The 14,644-nt window shown below is 62.5% G+C and carries 20 protein-coding genes; 6 read left to right on the top strand and 14 right to left on the bottom strand.

From position 1 onward, the window contains the following. Window positions 1–16: 16 nt before the first annotated feature. From IVB48_RS20970 to IVB48_RS21015, 10 genes are all read right to left on the bottom strand, one after another. Entirely contained in the window at window positions 17–652 is a 636-nt protein-coding gene (locus tag IVB48_RS20970) for a cytochrome c (protein ID WP_247289206.1), read from the bottom strand. Then, window positions 652–1,491, bottom strand: a complete 840-nt coding sequence (locus tag IVB48_RS20975) for a substrate-binding domain-containing protein (protein ID WP_247402458.1) — start codon at window positions 1,489–1,491, stop codon at window positions 652–654. The genes IVB48_RS20970 and IVB48_RS20975 overlap by 1 nt, the downstream gene beginning before the upstream one ends. Then, window positions 1,475–3,256, bottom strand: coding sequence for a methanol/ethanol family PQQ-dependent dehydrogenase (locus IVB48_RS20980; RefSeq protein ID WP_256468910.1), 1,782 nt, complete (start codon window positions 3,254–3,256; stop codon window positions 1,475–1,477). The genes IVB48_RS20975 and IVB48_RS20980 overlap by 17 nt, the downstream gene beginning before the upstream one ends. A 176-nt stretch (window positions 3,257–3,432) precedes the next feature. Then, window positions 3,433–4,224, bottom strand: a complete 792-nt coding sequence (locus tag IVB48_RS20985) for a heme-binding protein (RefSeq protein WP_027570900.1) — start codon at window positions 4,222–4,224, stop codon at window positions 3,433–3,435. Window positions 4,225–4,283: 59 nt separating this feature from the next. Next, window positions 4,284–5,222, bottom strand: coding sequence for a cytochrome c oxidase assembly protein (locus IVB48_RS20990; protein WP_247402460.1), 939 nt, complete (start codon window positions 5,220–5,222; stop codon window positions 4,284–4,286). Continuing rightward, window positions 5,210–5,563, bottom strand: a complete 354-nt coding sequence (locus IVB48_RS20995) for a hypothetical protein (protein ID WP_247402462.1) — start codon at window positions 5,561–5,563, stop codon at window positions 5,210–5,212. The genes IVB48_RS20990 and IVB48_RS20995 overlap by 13 nt, the downstream gene beginning before the upstream one ends. Continuing rightward, complete coding sequence (locus IVB48_RS21000; protein WP_247402465.1) at window positions 5,560–6,159, bottom strand: cytochrome c oxidase subunit 3; 600 nt, start codon at window positions 6,157–6,159, stop codon at window positions 5,560–5,562. Before IVB48_RS21000 ends, IVB48_RS20995 begins: the two co-directional genes overlap by 4 nt. Further along, a complete protein-coding gene (ctaD, locus tag IVB48_RS21005) occupies window positions 6,156–8,063 on the bottom strand; it encodes a cytochrome c oxidase subunit I (RefSeq protein ID WP_247402467.1) in 1,908 nt (635 codons plus the stop codon). The genes IVB48_RS21000 and ctaD overlap by 4 nt, the downstream gene beginning before the upstream one ends. 2 nt (window positions 8,064–8,065) lie before the next feature. After that, the gene (gene coxB / locus IVB48_RS21010; RefSeq protein WP_247402471.1) at window positions 8,066–9,040 is read right to left on the bottom strand and encodes a cytochrome c oxidase subunit II; all 975 of its coding nucleotides are present in this window, start codon (window positions 9,038–9,040) and stop codon (window positions 8,066–8,068) included. A 149-nt stretch (window positions 9,041–9,189) separates the two neighbouring features. Next, a complete protein-coding gene (locus IVB48_RS21015; RefSeq protein WP_247402474.1) occupies window positions 9,190–9,594 on the bottom strand; it encodes a hypothetical protein in 405 nt (134 codons plus the stop codon). Window positions 9,595–9,692: 98 nt separating this feature from the next. Between IVB48_RS21015 and IVB48_RS21020 the strand changes: the two genes are divergently transcribed. Continuing rightward, window positions 9,693–10,160, top strand: coding sequence for a metallophosphoesterase family protein (locus IVB48_RS21020; RefSeq protein WP_247402476.1), 468 nt, complete (start codon window positions 9,693–9,695; stop codon window positions 10,158–10,160). 21 nt (window positions 10,161–10,181) lie between these two features. Here IVB48_RS21020 and IVB48_RS21025 read toward each other — a convergent pair whose 3' ends face one another. Both IVB48_RS21025 and IVB48_RS21030 read right to left on the bottom strand, forming a co-directional pair. Beyond that, window positions 10,182–10,370 carry a hypothetical protein gene (locus IVB48_RS21025; protein WP_247402478.1) on the bottom strand — a complete coding sequence of 63 codons (189 nt, stop codon included), beginning with the start codon at window positions 10,368–10,370 and terminating at the stop codon, window positions 10,182–10,184. A 41-nt stretch (window positions 10,371–10,411) separates the two neighbouring features. Then, window positions 10,412–10,981, bottom strand: a complete 570-nt coding sequence (locus IVB48_RS21030; protein ID WP_247402480.1) for a DUF1236 domain-containing protein — start codon at window positions 10,979–10,981, stop codon at window positions 10,412–10,414. A gap of 149 nt (window positions 10,982–11,130) precedes the next feature. On the opposite strand from IVB48_RS21030, the gene IVB48_RS21035 reads away from it, so the two are divergent. Continuing rightward, window positions 11,131–11,304 carry a hypothetical protein gene (locus IVB48_RS21035; RefSeq protein WP_247402483.1) on the top strand — a complete coding sequence of 58 codons (174 nt, stop codon included), beginning with the start codon at window positions 11,131–11,133 and terminating at the stop codon, window positions 11,302–11,304. Then, complete coding sequence (locus tag IVB48_RS21040) at window positions 11,305–11,505, top strand: hypothetical protein (protein WP_081747988.1); 201 nt, start codon at window positions 11,305–11,307, stop codon at window positions 11,503–11,505. Between the two features lie 569 nt (window positions 11,506–12,074). Here the strand turns inward: IVB48_RS21040 and IVB48_RS21045 are convergent. Both IVB48_RS21045 and IVB48_RS21050 read right to left on the bottom strand, forming a co-directional pair. Then, the gene (locus IVB48_RS21045) at window positions 12,075–12,290 is read right to left on the bottom strand and encodes a hypothetical protein (RefSeq protein WP_247402485.1); all 216 of its coding nucleotides are present in this window, start codon (window positions 12,288–12,290) and stop codon (window positions 12,075–12,077) included. A 96-nt stretch (window positions 12,291–12,386) separates the two neighbouring features. Continuing rightward, window positions 12,387–12,866 carry a DUF4142 domain-containing protein gene (locus IVB48_RS21050; RefSeq protein WP_247402487.1) on the bottom strand — a complete coding sequence of 160 codons (480 nt, stop codon included), beginning with the start codon at window positions 12,864–12,866 and terminating at the stop codon, window positions 12,387–12,389. A 228-nt stretch (window positions 12,867–13,094) separates the two neighbouring features. Here IVB48_RS21050 and IVB48_RS21055 point away from each other — a divergent pair, with 228 nt between their 5' ends. From IVB48_RS21055 to IVB48_RS21065, 3 genes are all read left to right on the top strand, one after another. Beyond that, entirely contained in the window at window positions 13,095–13,604 is a 510-nt protein-coding gene (locus tag IVB48_RS21055; protein WP_247402489.1) for a DUF2243 domain-containing protein, read from the top strand. Beyond that, entirely contained in the window at window positions 13,576–13,740 is a 165-nt protein-coding gene (locus IVB48_RS21060) for a hypothetical protein (RefSeq protein WP_247402491.1), read from the top strand. Before IVB48_RS21055 ends, IVB48_RS21060 begins: the two co-directional genes overlap by 29 nt. Window positions 13,741–13,813: 73 nt before the next feature. Then, the gene (locus IVB48_RS21065) at window positions 13,814–14,599 is read left to right on the top strand and encodes a succinate dehydrogenase iron-sulfur subunit (protein WP_247402495.1); all 786 of its coding nucleotides are present in this window, start codon (window positions 13,814–13,816) and stop codon (window positions 14,597–14,599) included. Window positions 14,600–14,644 lie beyond the last annotated feature (45 nt).

Here is a 14,644-nt window from a genome sequence, read left to right on the forward strand (position 1 = left end):
TGCTCCGCTCGGCCGATCAGGGCTTCTGGCCGAAGTTGAAGGACTTGGTGGCAGACCAGGGATCGGTCGTGGAGACCTGTTCGCTCGGGACTTGCTCGACCTCGGGCGATGGCAGATTGGCCGAAAAGGTGCGGCCCCATTGGTGGCTTGGTTCGTTGCTGATCTTGCCGATATAGGTGACGAGATCCCAGATCACGCTGTCGGGCAGCACGCCGCCCCAAGCCGGCATTCCGTTCGGCCGCCCCTGGTAGATCGAGAGAAAGATGTTCTCGGGCTGCGCTCCGTAAGTAAAGATGTTGTTGCTCAGCGCCGGCCCCATGCCGCCGCCGCCATTCGGCGCGTGGCAGCCGACGCAGTTGAAGTTGACATAGTAGGTCATCCCGCGCTGCTGCGCGTTGGGATCACCTTGCACGGGATTCTTGATTTGGGGCGGGTCCGGCTGCGCGCCGGGATGGAGGTGACTGACCGGGACCTGCATGAAGACGCCGGGGCTGCCATTGCCGACGCTGCCACCGAAATTCGGGCGCGGAGACAGCGTCGGCATCTGCGCCTCCTGCGACTGCGGCAAGGTCTGCTGGGCCAGCCCTGCACCATTCGGCAAGACCGCCAGCAGCAACGACAGGGCGCTCGCGCGCATTGCTGGAGCAGACATCACTCATGTCCTCCCGATACCGTGACGGGTTGGTCCACCAGCGGAACGCCGTAACTGCGCAGCAGCGAGGTGATCTCGGACCAATGCTCGTCGATGAACTCGTTCAGCCGGTCGCGCAAGGCGTCGTCGCCTTTGCGCACGCCCATCGCGATGGCGAACCGGAACTGCTGAGGTGCAAAGCGTTCGTAATCCCGGATCGGCGTGACCGTCAGCGGGACGGGAGAGTGCTGGGCGAAATATCCGCCGAGGGGGCCCCAAGCTGCGGCGACATCGAGGCTGCCGCTTTCGACGGCTTCGATCAGGCGTGCCGGCGGATCGGCCTGGCGATAATCGCCGTAGATGGAGTAGCCGCGGACGTTATCGACGATGCCTTGGTCGCCGAGCGCCTGCGCGGGCGGTGGATTGTTGCCGTCGTCGCCGATCAGATGCACGCCGATCACGAGGTGATGCAAGCGCGGGTCGAGCAGGGACGAAAGGTCGAGGTGCCGGTCCTGCCGCGTGACGAACACATAGCTCGAGCGATAATAGGGCTTGGTCGTCTCGACGAGGTCATAGCCGGACGGTACGCCCATCACGATGTCGCATCTGCCGGCTTTCAGTGTGTTGCGGATGAAGCCGCGGCGCTGCGCCCACCAGGTGTAGGTGACCTGCTGGCCGAAATGCTCGGCCACCATGGCCGCGAGCCTGTTCTCGAATCCTGCTTCGGCTTTGTTCGAGAACGGCAGATTGTTGGGATCGGCACAGACGCGAAGCTCGCGATCCGACGCTGCCGCCGCCGTGGTTGCAAGCCCGACCAGAAAACCAAGGGCGATGCCCGGACAACTATTTCGAAGGCGCATGGCTGGTATCCTCACCATTTGCGCCGCCGAGCTTGAAGACCAGCAGTTCGCTCCCGCCGGCGGTGTAGAACGGCAGATCCTGCGTCGCGCCGGTGAACCCCAGCGCACCGTTGCGCACCCGCGGATCGACCTCGGCATTGGCCACCACACCCGGCCAGCCGCCGACGCCCGACAGGATCGCGACGTATTGCTGTCCGTCGGAGCCGCGATAGGAGATCGGTTGGCCGATGAACCCGGATCCGGCGCGGAATTGCCACAGCACATGTCCATCCTTGGCATCCACGACTTTGAAAAGTCGATCCATGGTGCCGTAGAAGGCGACATCACCTGCTGTGACCAGCGCGCCGCTCCAGACCGGCAGCTTCTCGTGGATCTCCCAGACCTTCCTGCGCGCGATTGGATCCCACGCCATGAACTCGCCGCGATAGCCGCCGGGGCCGGCATACATATCGACGTCTGCGCCGACATAGGGCGTCCCGGCGATGTAGCCGACCTGAGAGGCCTTGAAGCTCATGCAGAGATGCTGATGGGGCACGTAGAGAAGTTTTGTACGCGGTGACCACGCCGTCGGTTGCCAATCCTTGGCGCCCGGCGCGCTCGGGCAGATGTTCTCGACGGTCTTGCCGACAAGCGGCGTCTTCTCCTCGTTCGGGATGATCTTGCCGGTCTTCAGATCGACGCCCTTGTAGCTGTTGACGAAGTCATAAGCGTCCGCCGAGATCACCTCGCCAGTGGCGCGGTCCATGACGTACATATAGCCGTTGCGGCCGGGGTGGATCAGCACCTTGCGCGGCCGTCCATTCAGTTCGAGGTCGACAAGCACGTTCTCGTTGATCTCGTCGTGGTCGAACAGATCGTGCGGGTTGATCTGGTAGGCCCATTTGGCGCGGCCGGTGTCGGGATCGCGGGCAAAGATTGTGGTGCTCCAGAGATTGTCGCCGCTGCGCTGGTTCGCGTTCCAGGGACTCGGATTGGCCGTGCCGTAGTAGATCAGGTTCAGATCGGGATCGTAGGAGATCCAGCCCCAGACCGTGCCGCCGCCAACCTGCCAGCGGTCGGCGGGCCAGGTCTTCACGCCGAGATCCTGGCCTTTGAGATTGTCGTAGAATGGCTTGAAATCGTCGCCGATCAGCACGTCCTTTTCGGGACCTGTCGAATAGGCGCGCCAAGCGATGGCGCCGGTGTTCTCATCGAGCGCGGTCACCCAGCCGCGCACGCCCAGTTCGCCGCCGCTGTTGCCGACGAGAATTTTGCCTTTCACCACGATGGGAGCCATCGTGATCGTTTCGCCCTTGTTGATTTCGCCAAGCTTCGTATGCCAGAGCTCTTTGCCGGTCTTGGCGTCGATGGCGACGGTGTGGTTATCGAGCGTGTTGAGGAAGACCTTGCCGTTGTCGAAGGCCAGCCCGCGATTGACGACGTCGCAGCAGGCAACGCCCGCGGCTGCGGGCTCCGGCTTCGGCGCATAGGACCATTTCAACTCGCCAGTCGTGGCATCTAGCGCGAACACGCGGTTGGGATAGGGGCCGGCATAGGGACCGACCACATACATGGTGCCGTCCACCACGAGCGGCGCCGCTTCCTGGCCCCGGTCGGCGCCCACCGAGAAGGTCCAGGCGAGCTGGAGGCGCGAAGCATTGGACGCGTTGATCTGGTCGAGCTCGCTGTAGCGGGTGTTGGCGTAGTCGCGCGCCGCCATCGGCCACTGGCCGGGATCTTTCATGCGGCTGGCGAGATCGCTTTGTGCTGACGCGGATGACAGCATCGCGCAGCAGGCGCAAAGGATGGCCGGAATCCGGTTGAGCAGAGGCGTGAGACCACGCACTAACATATGTAAAGATCTCCACGGCAGGGATGCGGCCGTGCCGCATTGCAGGCCGGCTTGCGGACGTACAAACGTTCCGACTTCCCTTGGTTCCAAAAAGCGGCATTGACGCAGCGCTATCTCACCACGTTGCCGGATACGCCGGCACCGAGGTCGACTGAGATCTGATCTTCCTTGCCGTTACACTTGGGATGGCCAAATCCCGACGGGCTTTTGCCGTCGGGGCCGATGTCGTAGATGATCGCGTCCTTCATGTTGGGGCTGACTCCGGCCGGCACCCGGTCGAGCCCGAGCTGGTGACGCACGCGCCAGGCCACGTTGTGATCCGCGCAGGAGCTGTCGCCGCTGACGCCCAGCGCGCCCGTGACGCCGTTGCCGTCATAGAGCGCGAGCCCGCCTCCGAACACGATCGTGCCGCCGATCGGCTTGCCCACCATCGGATCCTGAGCCGTGCCGAAGTTGTCCGGAGATCCGGCGTACAAGGCTTCCTGGGATGGCGGGTTGCCGAGTGCCGCGCCGAACAGGAACCCGCCCGGCTGCGCACCTGCATAGAGATTGGCGGTCGCCATCGCCTTGTCCTTCAGGCTGAACGCATTCGCTGTGTTGGCCTTCTCGGCCGCGATGGCACGGCTGCCCAGCCACTGGTCGTCGACCTTGCCGCCGCTGTAGGCAATTGCGCAGACGACGCCCTGCCGATTGACGACGGCAGCCCATTCGTTGTTGTCCAGACCTCCGTTGCTGGGGCCGCCGCCCGACTTGACGCTCTTCTTGAGGATATCGGCGAGCTTGTCATGGTCGACCGGGCACGACATCCCCGGCTGGGGTTGGTCCTGCGCGTTCAAGACTGCAGGCACCAAGAATGCTGCGGTGAAGATAGCCGTTAGCGCCATGACGGATCGTTTTTCCAATGTGGCCTCCGTGGAGTGTCGCAGTCGGCAGGCGAACGTTCGAACAGAAGTTGCGGTTCCTATGCCGCATCGCTCAGCCCGGATGTTGAAGGGAGCGGCAGGTGGGAATGGCCGCCGTTCGCAGTCAGCCACCGGTGAGCAAAGAACAACGCCGCGCCGGTATAGAGTAGGCCCATGGGCACCCACATCAGGATGCCGGCGAGTTGCTGGTCCTCGAGTGCCGAGAGGCCGAATTCACCGGCGAGGGCACCTTGACCGGGGATCCACAGCCGCGGCGACACCGTCAGCAGAGCCCCGAGCACACCCGAATGCAAAATCGTGATGAACAGGCACGCGACGGCGATGCCGTCGCGAATTCGTGTGCTACGGCCCTGACCGCGGCCATGCAGCAGCACCCACCAGAACAACAGCGCGGTCGCAAAGAAGCTGATGTGCTGGAGACGATGGATCGCCGTATTCTCGAGCGCCCATGCATATAACGGCGGTGCGTGCCAGACCCAGAGCGCTGCGCCGTGCAGGATGGTCGCGCTCATGGGATGGCTCACAAACCGCCACGGCCACGCCAGTATCGGCAGATTGAGCATTCGACCCGCCGCCGGGCGAAGCCGGGCCGGCAGGCTCCACAGCATCGGCCCATTGATCCGGGCAAACGCCATCAGCGGTGCCGCGACCACCATCAGCAGTTCGTGCTCGACCATATGTGCGGTGAACAGACGCTCGCCGAGCCAGTGCAGCGGCGAGGTCACGGCAAGCGCGGCCACCAGCCATCCGGTCCAGAATGCGGCGACCTGGCGGAAGCTGACGCCACGGCCGCCGCCCGCATGATGCCAGAGCCGCTGCGTTCCGACATAGAAGGCGATACCGACGGCATAGAGCGGGGCCATCAGCCAGGGGTCGTAGCTCCACAGCGAGCCGGGATCGACCTCCGATAGTCCATGCGCATCGGCCGGCGCCGTGAACAGCGCGAGCAGCAGTGCTGCAAGGCTCAGCGCAGGCATGGGCTGATCATGAGCGAGGCGGCGAACTGGTTCGCGATCACCAGCGCAAACAGCACGCCGGAGCCGACGCCGAGCCAGGCCATGAACGTTCGTGGCCCGCCGCCTTGCGCATCCGTCCATTCAGCCCCCGCCCCGCGTCGAACCGCGCGGGCGGAAATGACAGTGCCCGCGAGGGCGACGACAGCCAGAGCCGCACTCATGATCGCGCCGCTGATCCTGGTCTGTTCGCAGGCGAGGTGCGCGAGCACGTAGATGCCCTGCAAATTGATCCCCCACGCGATGGGCCCGAGCGCAACGCCGGCCCAGTAAAGCAGTCTGGAACGTCCCTCGGCTGCGGTCATAGGCGTGGCACCCAATCGAGCAAGACATAGAGCGGCAGCCAGGCGAGCACGACGAAGTTCCAGTAGAACACGTTGTCGGTCACGTCGCTGAACCGGCGCGGTTTCGCATGGCGCGTGAACATCAACACCGCCAGCACGACCGTGTCGCCGACATCCGTGGCAAGGTGGGTCGTGTGCAGCCCCAGAATGAGCCATACGATCGAGCCATAGGCTGAATTGTCCCAGCGGGTGTTGAGATGCGCGAACTCGAAGCCGCGCAGCACCAGGAGCGCGATGCCGATCAAGGCCATCACGATCAGGCCGATCCGCACCTTCGCGAGATCCTGTCGGCGTGCGGCGCGGTTCGTGAACTCGTTGGGAATGATGCTCAATAGATAAATCACCGTCTCGACCGTACCCGGCCAGAGATCCGGCGGGGATGCTCCGATCGGCCAGGTCGGGTTGACTGCGTAGAGATAAAGGTAGGCGCCGATGGCAATGGCAAAGCCCATGCCTTCGAGCGCCATGAAACCCATGGCGCCCCACCACGGGCCACTACGCGGGCCGTAGCCGTAAGTCGGCAGGTCCGAGACGTCGCGGACGATAGTCTGTCTCACTCCTCGTCCTCCTTGCTGCCGGTTGGCCAGAACCAGCCGATCAAAGTCACGGCCATCGGCGGCGTGCCCCAGAGCACCGCCCAGGGCGTGAAGATGGATCCGATGAAGAAGATCGTCGTTGCGATCGCCGCAAGCAGCGGCCAGATACTCGGCTCGGGCGAAGCCTCGCGGATCTGGGGCTCGGCTTCCGCAAGCGAGGTCAGCAGGACCTCGCGCCGCTCGGCGCTCAGACCCGCGACTACAGGCAGGCTCTCGCTGTCGGCCCACAGCGGGTCGCGGTGCTTGACGACCGGAATGCGGTCGAAATTCTGCGGCGGAGGCGGCGATGAGGTCGCCCATTCCAGCGTCGAGGCATCCCAAGGGTTGTCGCCCGCAAGCGCGCCGTTGCGCAGGCTGTAGACCACATTGGCCAGAAGCAGCGCGAAGCTAAACGCGAAAACGAGAGCACCGCCGCTGGACACGAGGTTCAGATGCGCCCAGTCCATGTCGGCGGTGTAGGTATAGACCCGGCGCGGCATTCCGATCAGCCCGAGAATGTGCATCGGGAAGAAGGCGACGTTGAAGCCGATGAAGGCCAGCCAGAAATTCCAGCGCCCTAGTCTTTCGCTCAGCATGCGGCCGGCGATCTTGGGAAACCAGTAGTAGACCGCGCCGACCAGCGGGAAGACGGCGCCGCCGATCAGAACATAATGGAAGTGGGCGACGACGAAATAGGTGTCGTGCACCTGGGTATCGATCGGGACCGAGGCGACCATCACGCCGGACAACCCGCCGAGCACGAAGATCACGATGAAGCCGATCACGAACAACAGCGGCGTCCGGTACACTGGACGTCCGTCCCAGAGCGTTGCCAGCCAGCAGAAAATCTGCAGCCCGCTCGGCACCGCGATCAGCATGCTGGAGGCCGTGAACAGGGCCGCACCGAGTTGGGGCAAGCCCGTGACGAACATGTGGTGGACCCAGAGGCCGAACGACAGGAAGCCGGTCGCGATCAGGGAGAGGATCACCACGGGATAGCCGATCACCGGCCGCCGCGCGAACGTCGCGAGGATCGCCGAAACCATTCCCGTGCCCGGGATGAAGATGATGTAGACCTCGGGATGGCCGAAGAACCAGAACAGATGCTGCCAGAGCAAGGGATGGCCGCCCGATGAGGAATCATAGAAGCGGGTATTGACGAGGCGATCCAGGATCAGTGACGTCGATGCGACCATGATCGAGGGCATTGCGAACATCACAAGGAAGGCCGTCACCAGCATGGCCCAGACGAACAGGGGAATGCGGTCGAGCGTCATCCCTGGCGCGCGGAGCTTGAACACGGTCACGACGATCTCGACGGCGACCGCGAGCGCCGCAACCTCGGTAAAGGTGATCATCTGCGCCCAGACATCGGCGCGCTTGGTCGGTGTGAACTGCAGGCTGGAGAGGGGAACGTAGGAAAACCAGCCGACGTCGGGGCCGACGTTGAACAGGAAGGAGGTCCACAGGAAGCAGCCGCCGAACAGAAACATCCAATAGCTGAAGGCATTCAGGCGCGGAAAGGCGATGTTCCGCGTGCCGACCATCAACGGCACCAGATAGACGGCGAACGCCTCCATGACAGGCACGGCGAACAGGAACATCATCGTCGAGCCGTGCATCGTGAAGACTTGATTGTACTTGTCGGCCGAGAGAAACGTCTTCTCCGGCCCGGCCAGCTGAATGCGCATCAGGACCGCAAGGATGCCGCCGAGGAGCAGAAAGGCGAATGCGGTCAAGATGTAGCGACGTCCAACGACCTTGTGGTCGACCGACATGAGCGCACCGACAAGTCCAGACGGCGTGCGCCACACCCGCTCGAGCTGCGTCGAAAGCTGCAGACCGTTCAGGACGTCGTCCCGCAATTCATTTGGTTCAGCGGCCATGCTCACTTGAGCTGCTCCAGATAACGAAGGATCGCGATGAGCTCGTCCGATTGCAGCGGCATCCTCGGCATGAGATTGCCCGGCTTGATGTGCTGGGGATCGGCGATCCAGGCCGCGAGCGTGGCCGACGTATTCGGCAACGTTCCCGCCGCGATCGTCGTGCGGCTGCCGATATGCGTGAGGTCCGGACCCAGCTGCCCGCCGGCCATCGTACCGCTGATGTTGTGACACAGTGCGCAGCCGCGCGCCCGGAACAGAGCCTCGCCCTGCTTGCCGAGCTGATCGTTAGGGCTGTTCGCGCTCTGGTTTTCATGGTCGCGCCAGCGGCCGAACTCGTCGGGAGACATCGCGATCACGGCGAACGCCATGTGGGCGTGCTGGATTCCGCAGAACTCGGCGCACTGCCCGCGATAGATGCCGGCATTCTTCGCCGTAAATTGCAGCTCGTTCTTCTGCCCGGGGATCAAGTCCATCTTGCCCGTCAGGCTGGGCACCCAGAAGCTATGGATCACGTCGGCCGATTCCAGCTCGACCTTCACAGGCTGGCCGGTCGGGATCCGGATCTCGTTGGCCGTCACGAAACTCTGGTGCGGACTGTGCGCCTCGTAGCGGACCTCCCACCACCATTGGTGGCCGATGATCTTGATGGTGTGGGTTTTTTCGTCCTTGGCAAAGACGGTGCGCTGACCGGCATAGCTGACCAGGGAGAGGCCGAGCACGATGACGGTGGTCGCAATCCCAAGCGCGAGGATGACGCGCCCGGAGCGTTGTTCGAAGGGCTGGTGGAGGTCCAGTGGCTGATCGGCTGGGCGCTTCCGGCGCAATAGCCCCACGCCCAGAACGATGACGACAGCGGTCCAGACGGTCGCCGCGACAACGAGGAAGACAAACAGCGTGTGCCGAATCTGGTCGGATTGCAGGCCTTGAGGGTCGAGCGCCGACTGCCGGCCCGCGCACGCAGCAAGCGGCCACGTCATGCACAACACCAGAACCCTTTGTACCCAGACCTGCATTGACGTTTTGTCGCACTCCGCTTCACATGCGGAACCGGTCAGGCCTACAAAGGTTCCTGTGCGCTAGCGGGAACGGTGGCCGAAGAAGGATAAGTCCGATATCGATCGTCGGCCTAGAATGGCCAGCCCTTCACGGCGATCACGATCGCTGCGTCGCCAGCGGCCATCAGCAACAGGACAGCGAGACTGGCGATGATCGCGCCCGGCTGGGCAAGCACGCGCAATTCTCCGAGCATGTGTCGGCTCCAAAAAACAGCAATGCCGCGATGACGTTGAGGGTTCCTGCGGACAATGCCGGGAGTCGGCGTGCGAGCGCCGGAACGAAGGCTTGAGATCGCGCGTTCCTGCGAGGGATTTTGAGGGTTGACGTGCCGCGCTATCATTTCGATCTGGTCGACTCCAAGACCGTTGCCGACGAGGGGGGAGCTGAATTGCCCGATGACATCATGGCGCTGGATGTCGCCGAGGAGATCGCGAAGAGGCTTCTTGCGGAGCGTCCCGAACTCAGGAATCGTCACTTTTCTATCCTGGTCACGAACCAGGAGGGTGAGGAGATCGGAAAGGTGTCTTTGGATGTCTTGCACTGACGCCTTGGTCTGACAGGGCATTGAGGATCATGGCCTTGAGGATCGGAGTGATCTCGGATACGCACGGCCTTCTCAGGCCGGAGGCCGAACGCTGTCTTGCGGGAGTGTCGCATATCCTCCACGCGGGTGATATCGGCGCGCCGGAGGTTCTGGTGAGGCTTTGCCAGATAGCTCCGGTCACCGCCATCAGGGGAAACGTCGACGCCGGGGGGTGGGCGAGGCGCTATCCCGAAACCGAAACCGTGCACCTTGGCGCTCGTTGCTTCTACATCCTGCACGATCTCACGGCGCTCGCCATTGACCCTGCAGCATCCGGCGTGAACGTGGTGATATCCGGACATTCGCATCGGGTGCAGGTCAACACGAACAACGGAGTGCTTTTCCTGAATCCTGGAAGTGCCGGTCCAAGGCGCTTCAGGCTGCCGATCACGCTGGCAACGCTTGATCTGGATGAGGGCGGCGACCTGCGGCCCACCATCCATGAGCTTGACACGTGAATGAGGTCGGCCGCGTGCCAGCTAGTGGGTATTCGATTTTTGCCACCGCTCCAGATCAATCGGGGGACGCTTTGGATCGATCTGCTCCTTCTCGGGATTTCCCTGCCAAGGCTGGTCCGTCTGCCGGTGGGTTGGCAAATCGGACTGCTGTCGCGGATCGTCGACCGGTGTTTCTCTCGGGTCGTTTTCAGGTGCTTTTGCTTTCGGCATAAATTGTCCTCTCTACGATCGGTCGATGCGGCGGCGCGCGATCAGCGTACGCCCGCGATGATTGCCGCGACGCGGCGCGAATGCTGATCGACAATGACAAGATCGTTTCCGGCGATCAGATATTGGTCGCCCCAGAACCCGTTCAGCACTTGCGTGACTTCGGGCGGCAGGTCGGCCACGTCGGTCTGGCGCGGCACAGACGTACCGATCATCATTTCGAAATTCGGCCGATCCATTGTCGGGCTATGCGCCGATGAGATGATGGCGCGGAGCTGCTCGCGTTGCTGATCATTGAGGCCAGCAGGCTGAGCGGTCTGTTTCACATTCCGCGCACGGGCACCGGTCGTATCTTCGGTGCCAGCTGGGTTTTCCTTCGCCGCTTTGCTGACCGCTTCGCGTTGCGTTGGAACTCCAGCGCCGACCGTTGTGGCAGGTGCACCTTTGTCTGCTCCCGTGGAGGGGCGGCCCAAATAGTCTGTTGCCCCGAACATCTGAGGGACGGCGAACCAGACGATGAAACCTACAAACAGGACGGCGGCCACCGCCGAACCCACCATCATCAGCTTCCGGGTGCCGTTCTTCTCCGTTTCCCGCGATAGATCCTTGACCATGAACAAAAAGCCTTCGGTATGAACTGCGGGGTCAACACAGGCAGGAATCGTTCGTTCCTACGGGCATGCATCAGCATCGATCAGGAACGACCGCCGCCGCATCTCATTGCCAGCACATGAGGTCGCGAGACCGAAACAAGGAGCATGCAATGTCCAAAATGCCCCCCGTACCGCCAGAGCAGCGCAGCGACAAGGGACCCGGATCTGATCCAAGGATCGAGACGAGCGAAAAGGTGCCCGGCCGCGAGAACTTCGACACCCAGGGCCGTCACGGCAACATCAAGCAGAACACGACAAACCAAGGCTACCAGCAGGACCGATGAATGCCACACAAGAACTCTGACACTGAACGCTTCGGTGGCCCGGGCTCATCGCGGCAGGACCGCAAGCACCCGGAAAAGGGAGGTCGCGAGCACGAGCGCCCTGCGCCCGGAACGCCCACCAACGACCGCAAATCACACGTCTCGGGAGGCGGTGGTGAGCGCGATCAACATCACACGCATAATGATCGTGAGAGGAGCTGAGCAATGCATAGGACAAGTTCGAGCTTGATGCTGATCGCCTTCCTGGCGAGCGCGTCGATAGGGGCCGCCTCGGCGCAGAGTGGCGGGGGCGGTGGCGGTGGCGGTTCGGGAGGATCGGGCGGAGCAAGCGCGAGCAGCACGAGCGGCGGCACCGGCGGTGCGACCAGCCCCGGGTCAGCCGGCGGTGCTTCGAGCCTTGGTTCTGCAAGTCCTGGGTCTGCAGGTCCTGGGTCTGCAGGTCCTGGGTCGACAGCAGCGACAAACCAGACGGGGGATGTATCGCCCAGCCTGGGCAACCCAGCCGACGCGGCCGCGGCTTCGCGCGGCACGACGGCTACCGGCACGAACACCGCTGGCACGGCCCAATCAACGGGTAGCGGCCCGCAAGGATCGACCACCGTCGGGCGGGCCGGCAATCCCGCAGGAGGCACCAGCAGCGGACGGATCGACGGAACTGCGACACCCGGTCCGTCGATGCCGGGCGATGCCGAAATACGCTCCGAGAACTCTCAGGATTCCCACGTCGATCGAAAGATCAAGAGCATCTGCAAGGGCTGCTAGATTGAGGATCAGGACGCCGGGTTTCCCGGCGTCCAGTCGAGGTCGTCCTCGCTTCCAGGTTCGGGGTCGGGCGAGCAGGGCTTGATCTTCAGGTCGTCCTCGAGCCTGGGCTGACCCCCACTGCTTTCGACCAGACCGGCGTCGTCGGCCTTTTTCAGCGTTTCCTCTTTCGTTGAAAAGGTCCGGCTCAGTTTTTCGCCGTCCTTGAACAGGGCATATGCCATATCGGCTCCTCGCGATTGGAATCATCGAAGACTTTGACGGGTGCCGACACACACACGGCCAAGGCCACTCCCTTTGTCGCTTGGTCAAGCTCTAGCCTAGCGCACTTCCCTGAGATCGCTCAGGATCGCCAGGTGGCGCTGAATAATCGGCAGCGACATCTGTGCGACCTGCTGTTCGCTGGGGTTGCCACCGGATCGCAAATACGAGTTGTTGAGCGCGAGCAATTCACGGTGCCCCCGGATCTGCCCCTGCACATACATCCGGTCGAAGGGACCCGATGGTGTGGCCTGAAGGCGCTGAAGCAGAGCGGCATGATCCGGCAGCAGCGGTGCCGAGCCCGCCGCTGCTCCCAGCGCACTCGCAACCTGGACCTGCTCGGCGATCTCTGCATTCGCGAAATCGATGATGTCGGGATTGCCGATGCGGGTCAGGGCGAGCTGACTGGTCTGCATCGCAAACGCCCCACCCATGAGGTCGGCCGTTCGAAAATCCCGCTGTGGGATTGGTTTGGATTGCGCAGCGTAGGTCGATAGTCCGAGGCCGCCTAATGCAAGCAAAAACGATCTTCTCAACATGGTGGAATCTCCAATGTTGGATTCACAAGACGCTGCGACCGTTTCGAACGTTCCTATCGACGCCGTAAGCAGCCGAGCGATGCTCCACCTGATGTCATCGGCATCGTGGCGTGAGCCGGCAGGTTAACGCAGGTTATTGGCACGGGGAATGCGTCATGATCATAGGAACGGCAGCACTGGGGACGGTTTGTTCATCGTCCAGATGCCGACCGGCGCACGAGTAAATTCATGCAAGACAGAAATCCACGCAGCTTCCCGATTTACGCGGGTGTCCTTCTCGGGCTTGGTTTGGGCGGGTTCTTCGATGGCATCGTGTTTCATCAACTGCTGCAATGGCATCATATGTTAAGCGGCTGGTACCCGCTCGACTCCATCGACAACGTCAAGCTCAACACGACCTGGGACGGCATCTTCCATAGCGCGGCCTATGTTCTTGTGCTGCTCGGCCTGTATGTGCTGTGGCAACGGGCGCGCGGGTCCGACATTCACTTGTCGGGCAGCCGGTGTCTCGGAGCGGTCTTGCTCGGATGGGGCATCTTCAATCTGGTTGAAGGCGTGATGGATCATGAGATCTTCAAGCTGCACCAGGTGAATGAGACCGTGCCTGACGAACAGCGAATCTTCTGGGACATCGGCTTCCTGCTATGGGGTGCGGCCATGTTGGTCATCGGCGCCGCCATGACACGCGCCGGCTCGCAAGCGAGGGTACATGCGGAAAGCAGTCTACAGGCTCGCTAGAGAGACCCCGCCGGCTCTGGTCTATGCCATTTTCATGTTGCTGCTGCTGCTGGCGACAGCGCCGGCCTTTCGCATCGTGCTGTTCGGCGTGTCGCTGGACGATCTCCTGCAACTACGCTGCTTCAATCTCGGCTGATGCGCGGTTCACCGCGCCAATGAGCTGAACGCCGCGGTTTTTTGTCAACGCCTCATGTCCGTCCGGAGGTAACATGGTCGAGTTCAGGCTTCCGAAACACTCCCGCGTCGAAAAGGGAAGGATCTGGCCTAAGCCGGACAGCAAATCGCTGCTCGAATTCCAGGTCTATCGCTGGAATCCCGACGACGGCCGCAATCCCCGGCTCGACACCTACTTCGTCGATATGAGCGATTGCGGGCCCATGGTTCTGGACGGTCTGATCTGGATCAAGAACAACATCGACTCCACACTGACGTTCAGGCGGTCCTGCCGCGAAGGTGTGTGCGGCTCCTGCTCGATGAATATCGCCGGCCAGAACACGCTCGCCTGTACCAAGTCCATGAGCGAGGACGTCCCGAACGGCGAGCCGCTACGCGTGCTACCCTTGCCGCACCAGCCAGTGGTCAAGGACCTCGTTCCGGATCTGACGAATTTCTACGCACAGCTCGCATTGATCGAGCCTTGGCTGCAAACCGTGTCACCTACGCCCCAGAAGGAATGGCGGCAGAGCCATGAGGATCGGGCGAAGCTCGACGGACTCTACGAATGCATCCTCTGTGCCTGCTGCTCGACGTCGTGCCCGAGCTACTGGTGGAATTCCGAGCGTTTCCTCGGCCCAGCGGCCCTGATCCAGGCCGCACGCTGGATCAATGACAGCCGCGACGAGGCGACGGGCGAGCGCCTCGACAAGCTCGAAGACCCCTTCAGGATCTATCGCTGTCACACCATCCTCAACTGCGCGAAGGCGTGTCCCAAGGGCCTGAATCCGGGCGAAGCCATTTCCGGATTGCGCCTAAAGATGGTCGAACGGAAGTTCTGATCGGGCATGGACACTCGCCGCATAAAGGAACGATGGCTGCGGCGT

Source organism: Bradyrhizobium sp. 76, from assembly GCF_023073025.1.
Taxonomy (GTDB): domain Bacteria; phylum Pseudomonadota; class Alphaproteobacteria; order Rhizobiales; family Xanthobacteraceae; genus Bradyrhizobium.

Coding starts and splice junctions, on each gene's coding strand:
- IVB48_RS20970 (WP_247289206.1), bottom strand. CDS start 652: ATGTCTGCTCCAGCAATGCGCGCGAGCGCCCTGTCGTTGCTGCTGGCG.
- IVB48_RS20975 (WP_247402458.1), bottom strand. CDS start 1,491: ATGCGCCTTCGAAATAGTTGTCCGGGCATCGCCCTTGGTTTTCTGGTC.
- IVB48_RS20980 (WP_256468910.1), bottom strand. CDS start 3,256: ATGCTGTCATCCGCGTCAGCACAAAGCGATCTCGCCAGCCGCATGAAA.
- IVB48_RS20990 (WP_247402460.1), bottom strand. CDS start 5,222: ATGCCTGCGCTGAGCCTTGCAGCACTGCTGCTCGCGCTGTTCACGGCG.
- IVB48_RS20995 (WP_247402462.1), bottom strand. CDS start 5,563: ATGACCGCAGCCGAGGGACGTTCCAGACTGCTTTACTGGGCCGGCGTT.
- ctaD (WP_247402467.1), bottom strand. CDS start 8,063: ATGGCCGCTGAACCAAATGAATTGCGGGACGACGTCCTGAACGGTCTG.
- coxB (WP_247402471.1), bottom strand. CDS start 9,040: ATGACGTGGCCGCTTGCTGCGTGCGCGGGCCGGCAGTCGGCGCTCGAC.
- IVB48_RS21020 (WP_247402476.1), top strand. CDS start 9,693: ATGGCCTTGAGGATCGGAGTGATCTCGGATACGCACGGCCTTCTCAGG.
- IVB48_RS21025 (WP_247402478.1), bottom strand. CDS start 10,370: ATGCCGAAAGCAAAAGCACCTGAAAACGACCCGAGAGAAACACCGGTC.
- IVB48_RS21030 (WP_247402480.1), bottom strand. CDS start 10,981: ATGGTCAAGGATCTATCGCGGGAAACGGAGAAGAACGGCACCCGGAAG.
- IVB48_RS21035 (WP_247402483.1), top strand. CDS start 11,131: ATGTCCAAAATGCCCCCCGTACCGCCAGAGCAGCGCAGCGACAAGGGA.
- IVB48_RS21040 (WP_081747988.1), top strand. CDS start 11,305: ATGCCACACAAGAACTCTGACACTGAACGCTTCGGTGGCCCGGGCTCA.
- IVB48_RS21045 (WP_247402485.1), bottom strand. CDS start 12,290: ATGGCATATGCCCTGTTCAAGGACGGCGAAAAACTGAGCCGGACCTTT.
- IVB48_RS21050 (WP_247402487.1), bottom strand. CDS start 12,866: ATGTTGAGAAGATCGTTTTTGCTTGCATTAGGCGGCCTCGGACTATCG.
- IVB48_RS21055 (WP_247402489.1), top strand. CDS start 13,095: ATGCAAGACAGAAATCCACGCAGCTTCCCGATTTACGCGGGTGTCCTT.
- IVB48_RS21060 (WP_247402491.1), top strand. CDS start 13,576: ATGCGGAAAGCAGTCTACAGGCTCGCTAGAGAGACCCCGCCGGCTCTG.
- IVB48_RS21065 (WP_247402495.1), top strand. CDS start 13,814: ATGGTCGAGTTCAGGCTTCCGAAACACTCCCGCGTCGAAAAGGGAAGG.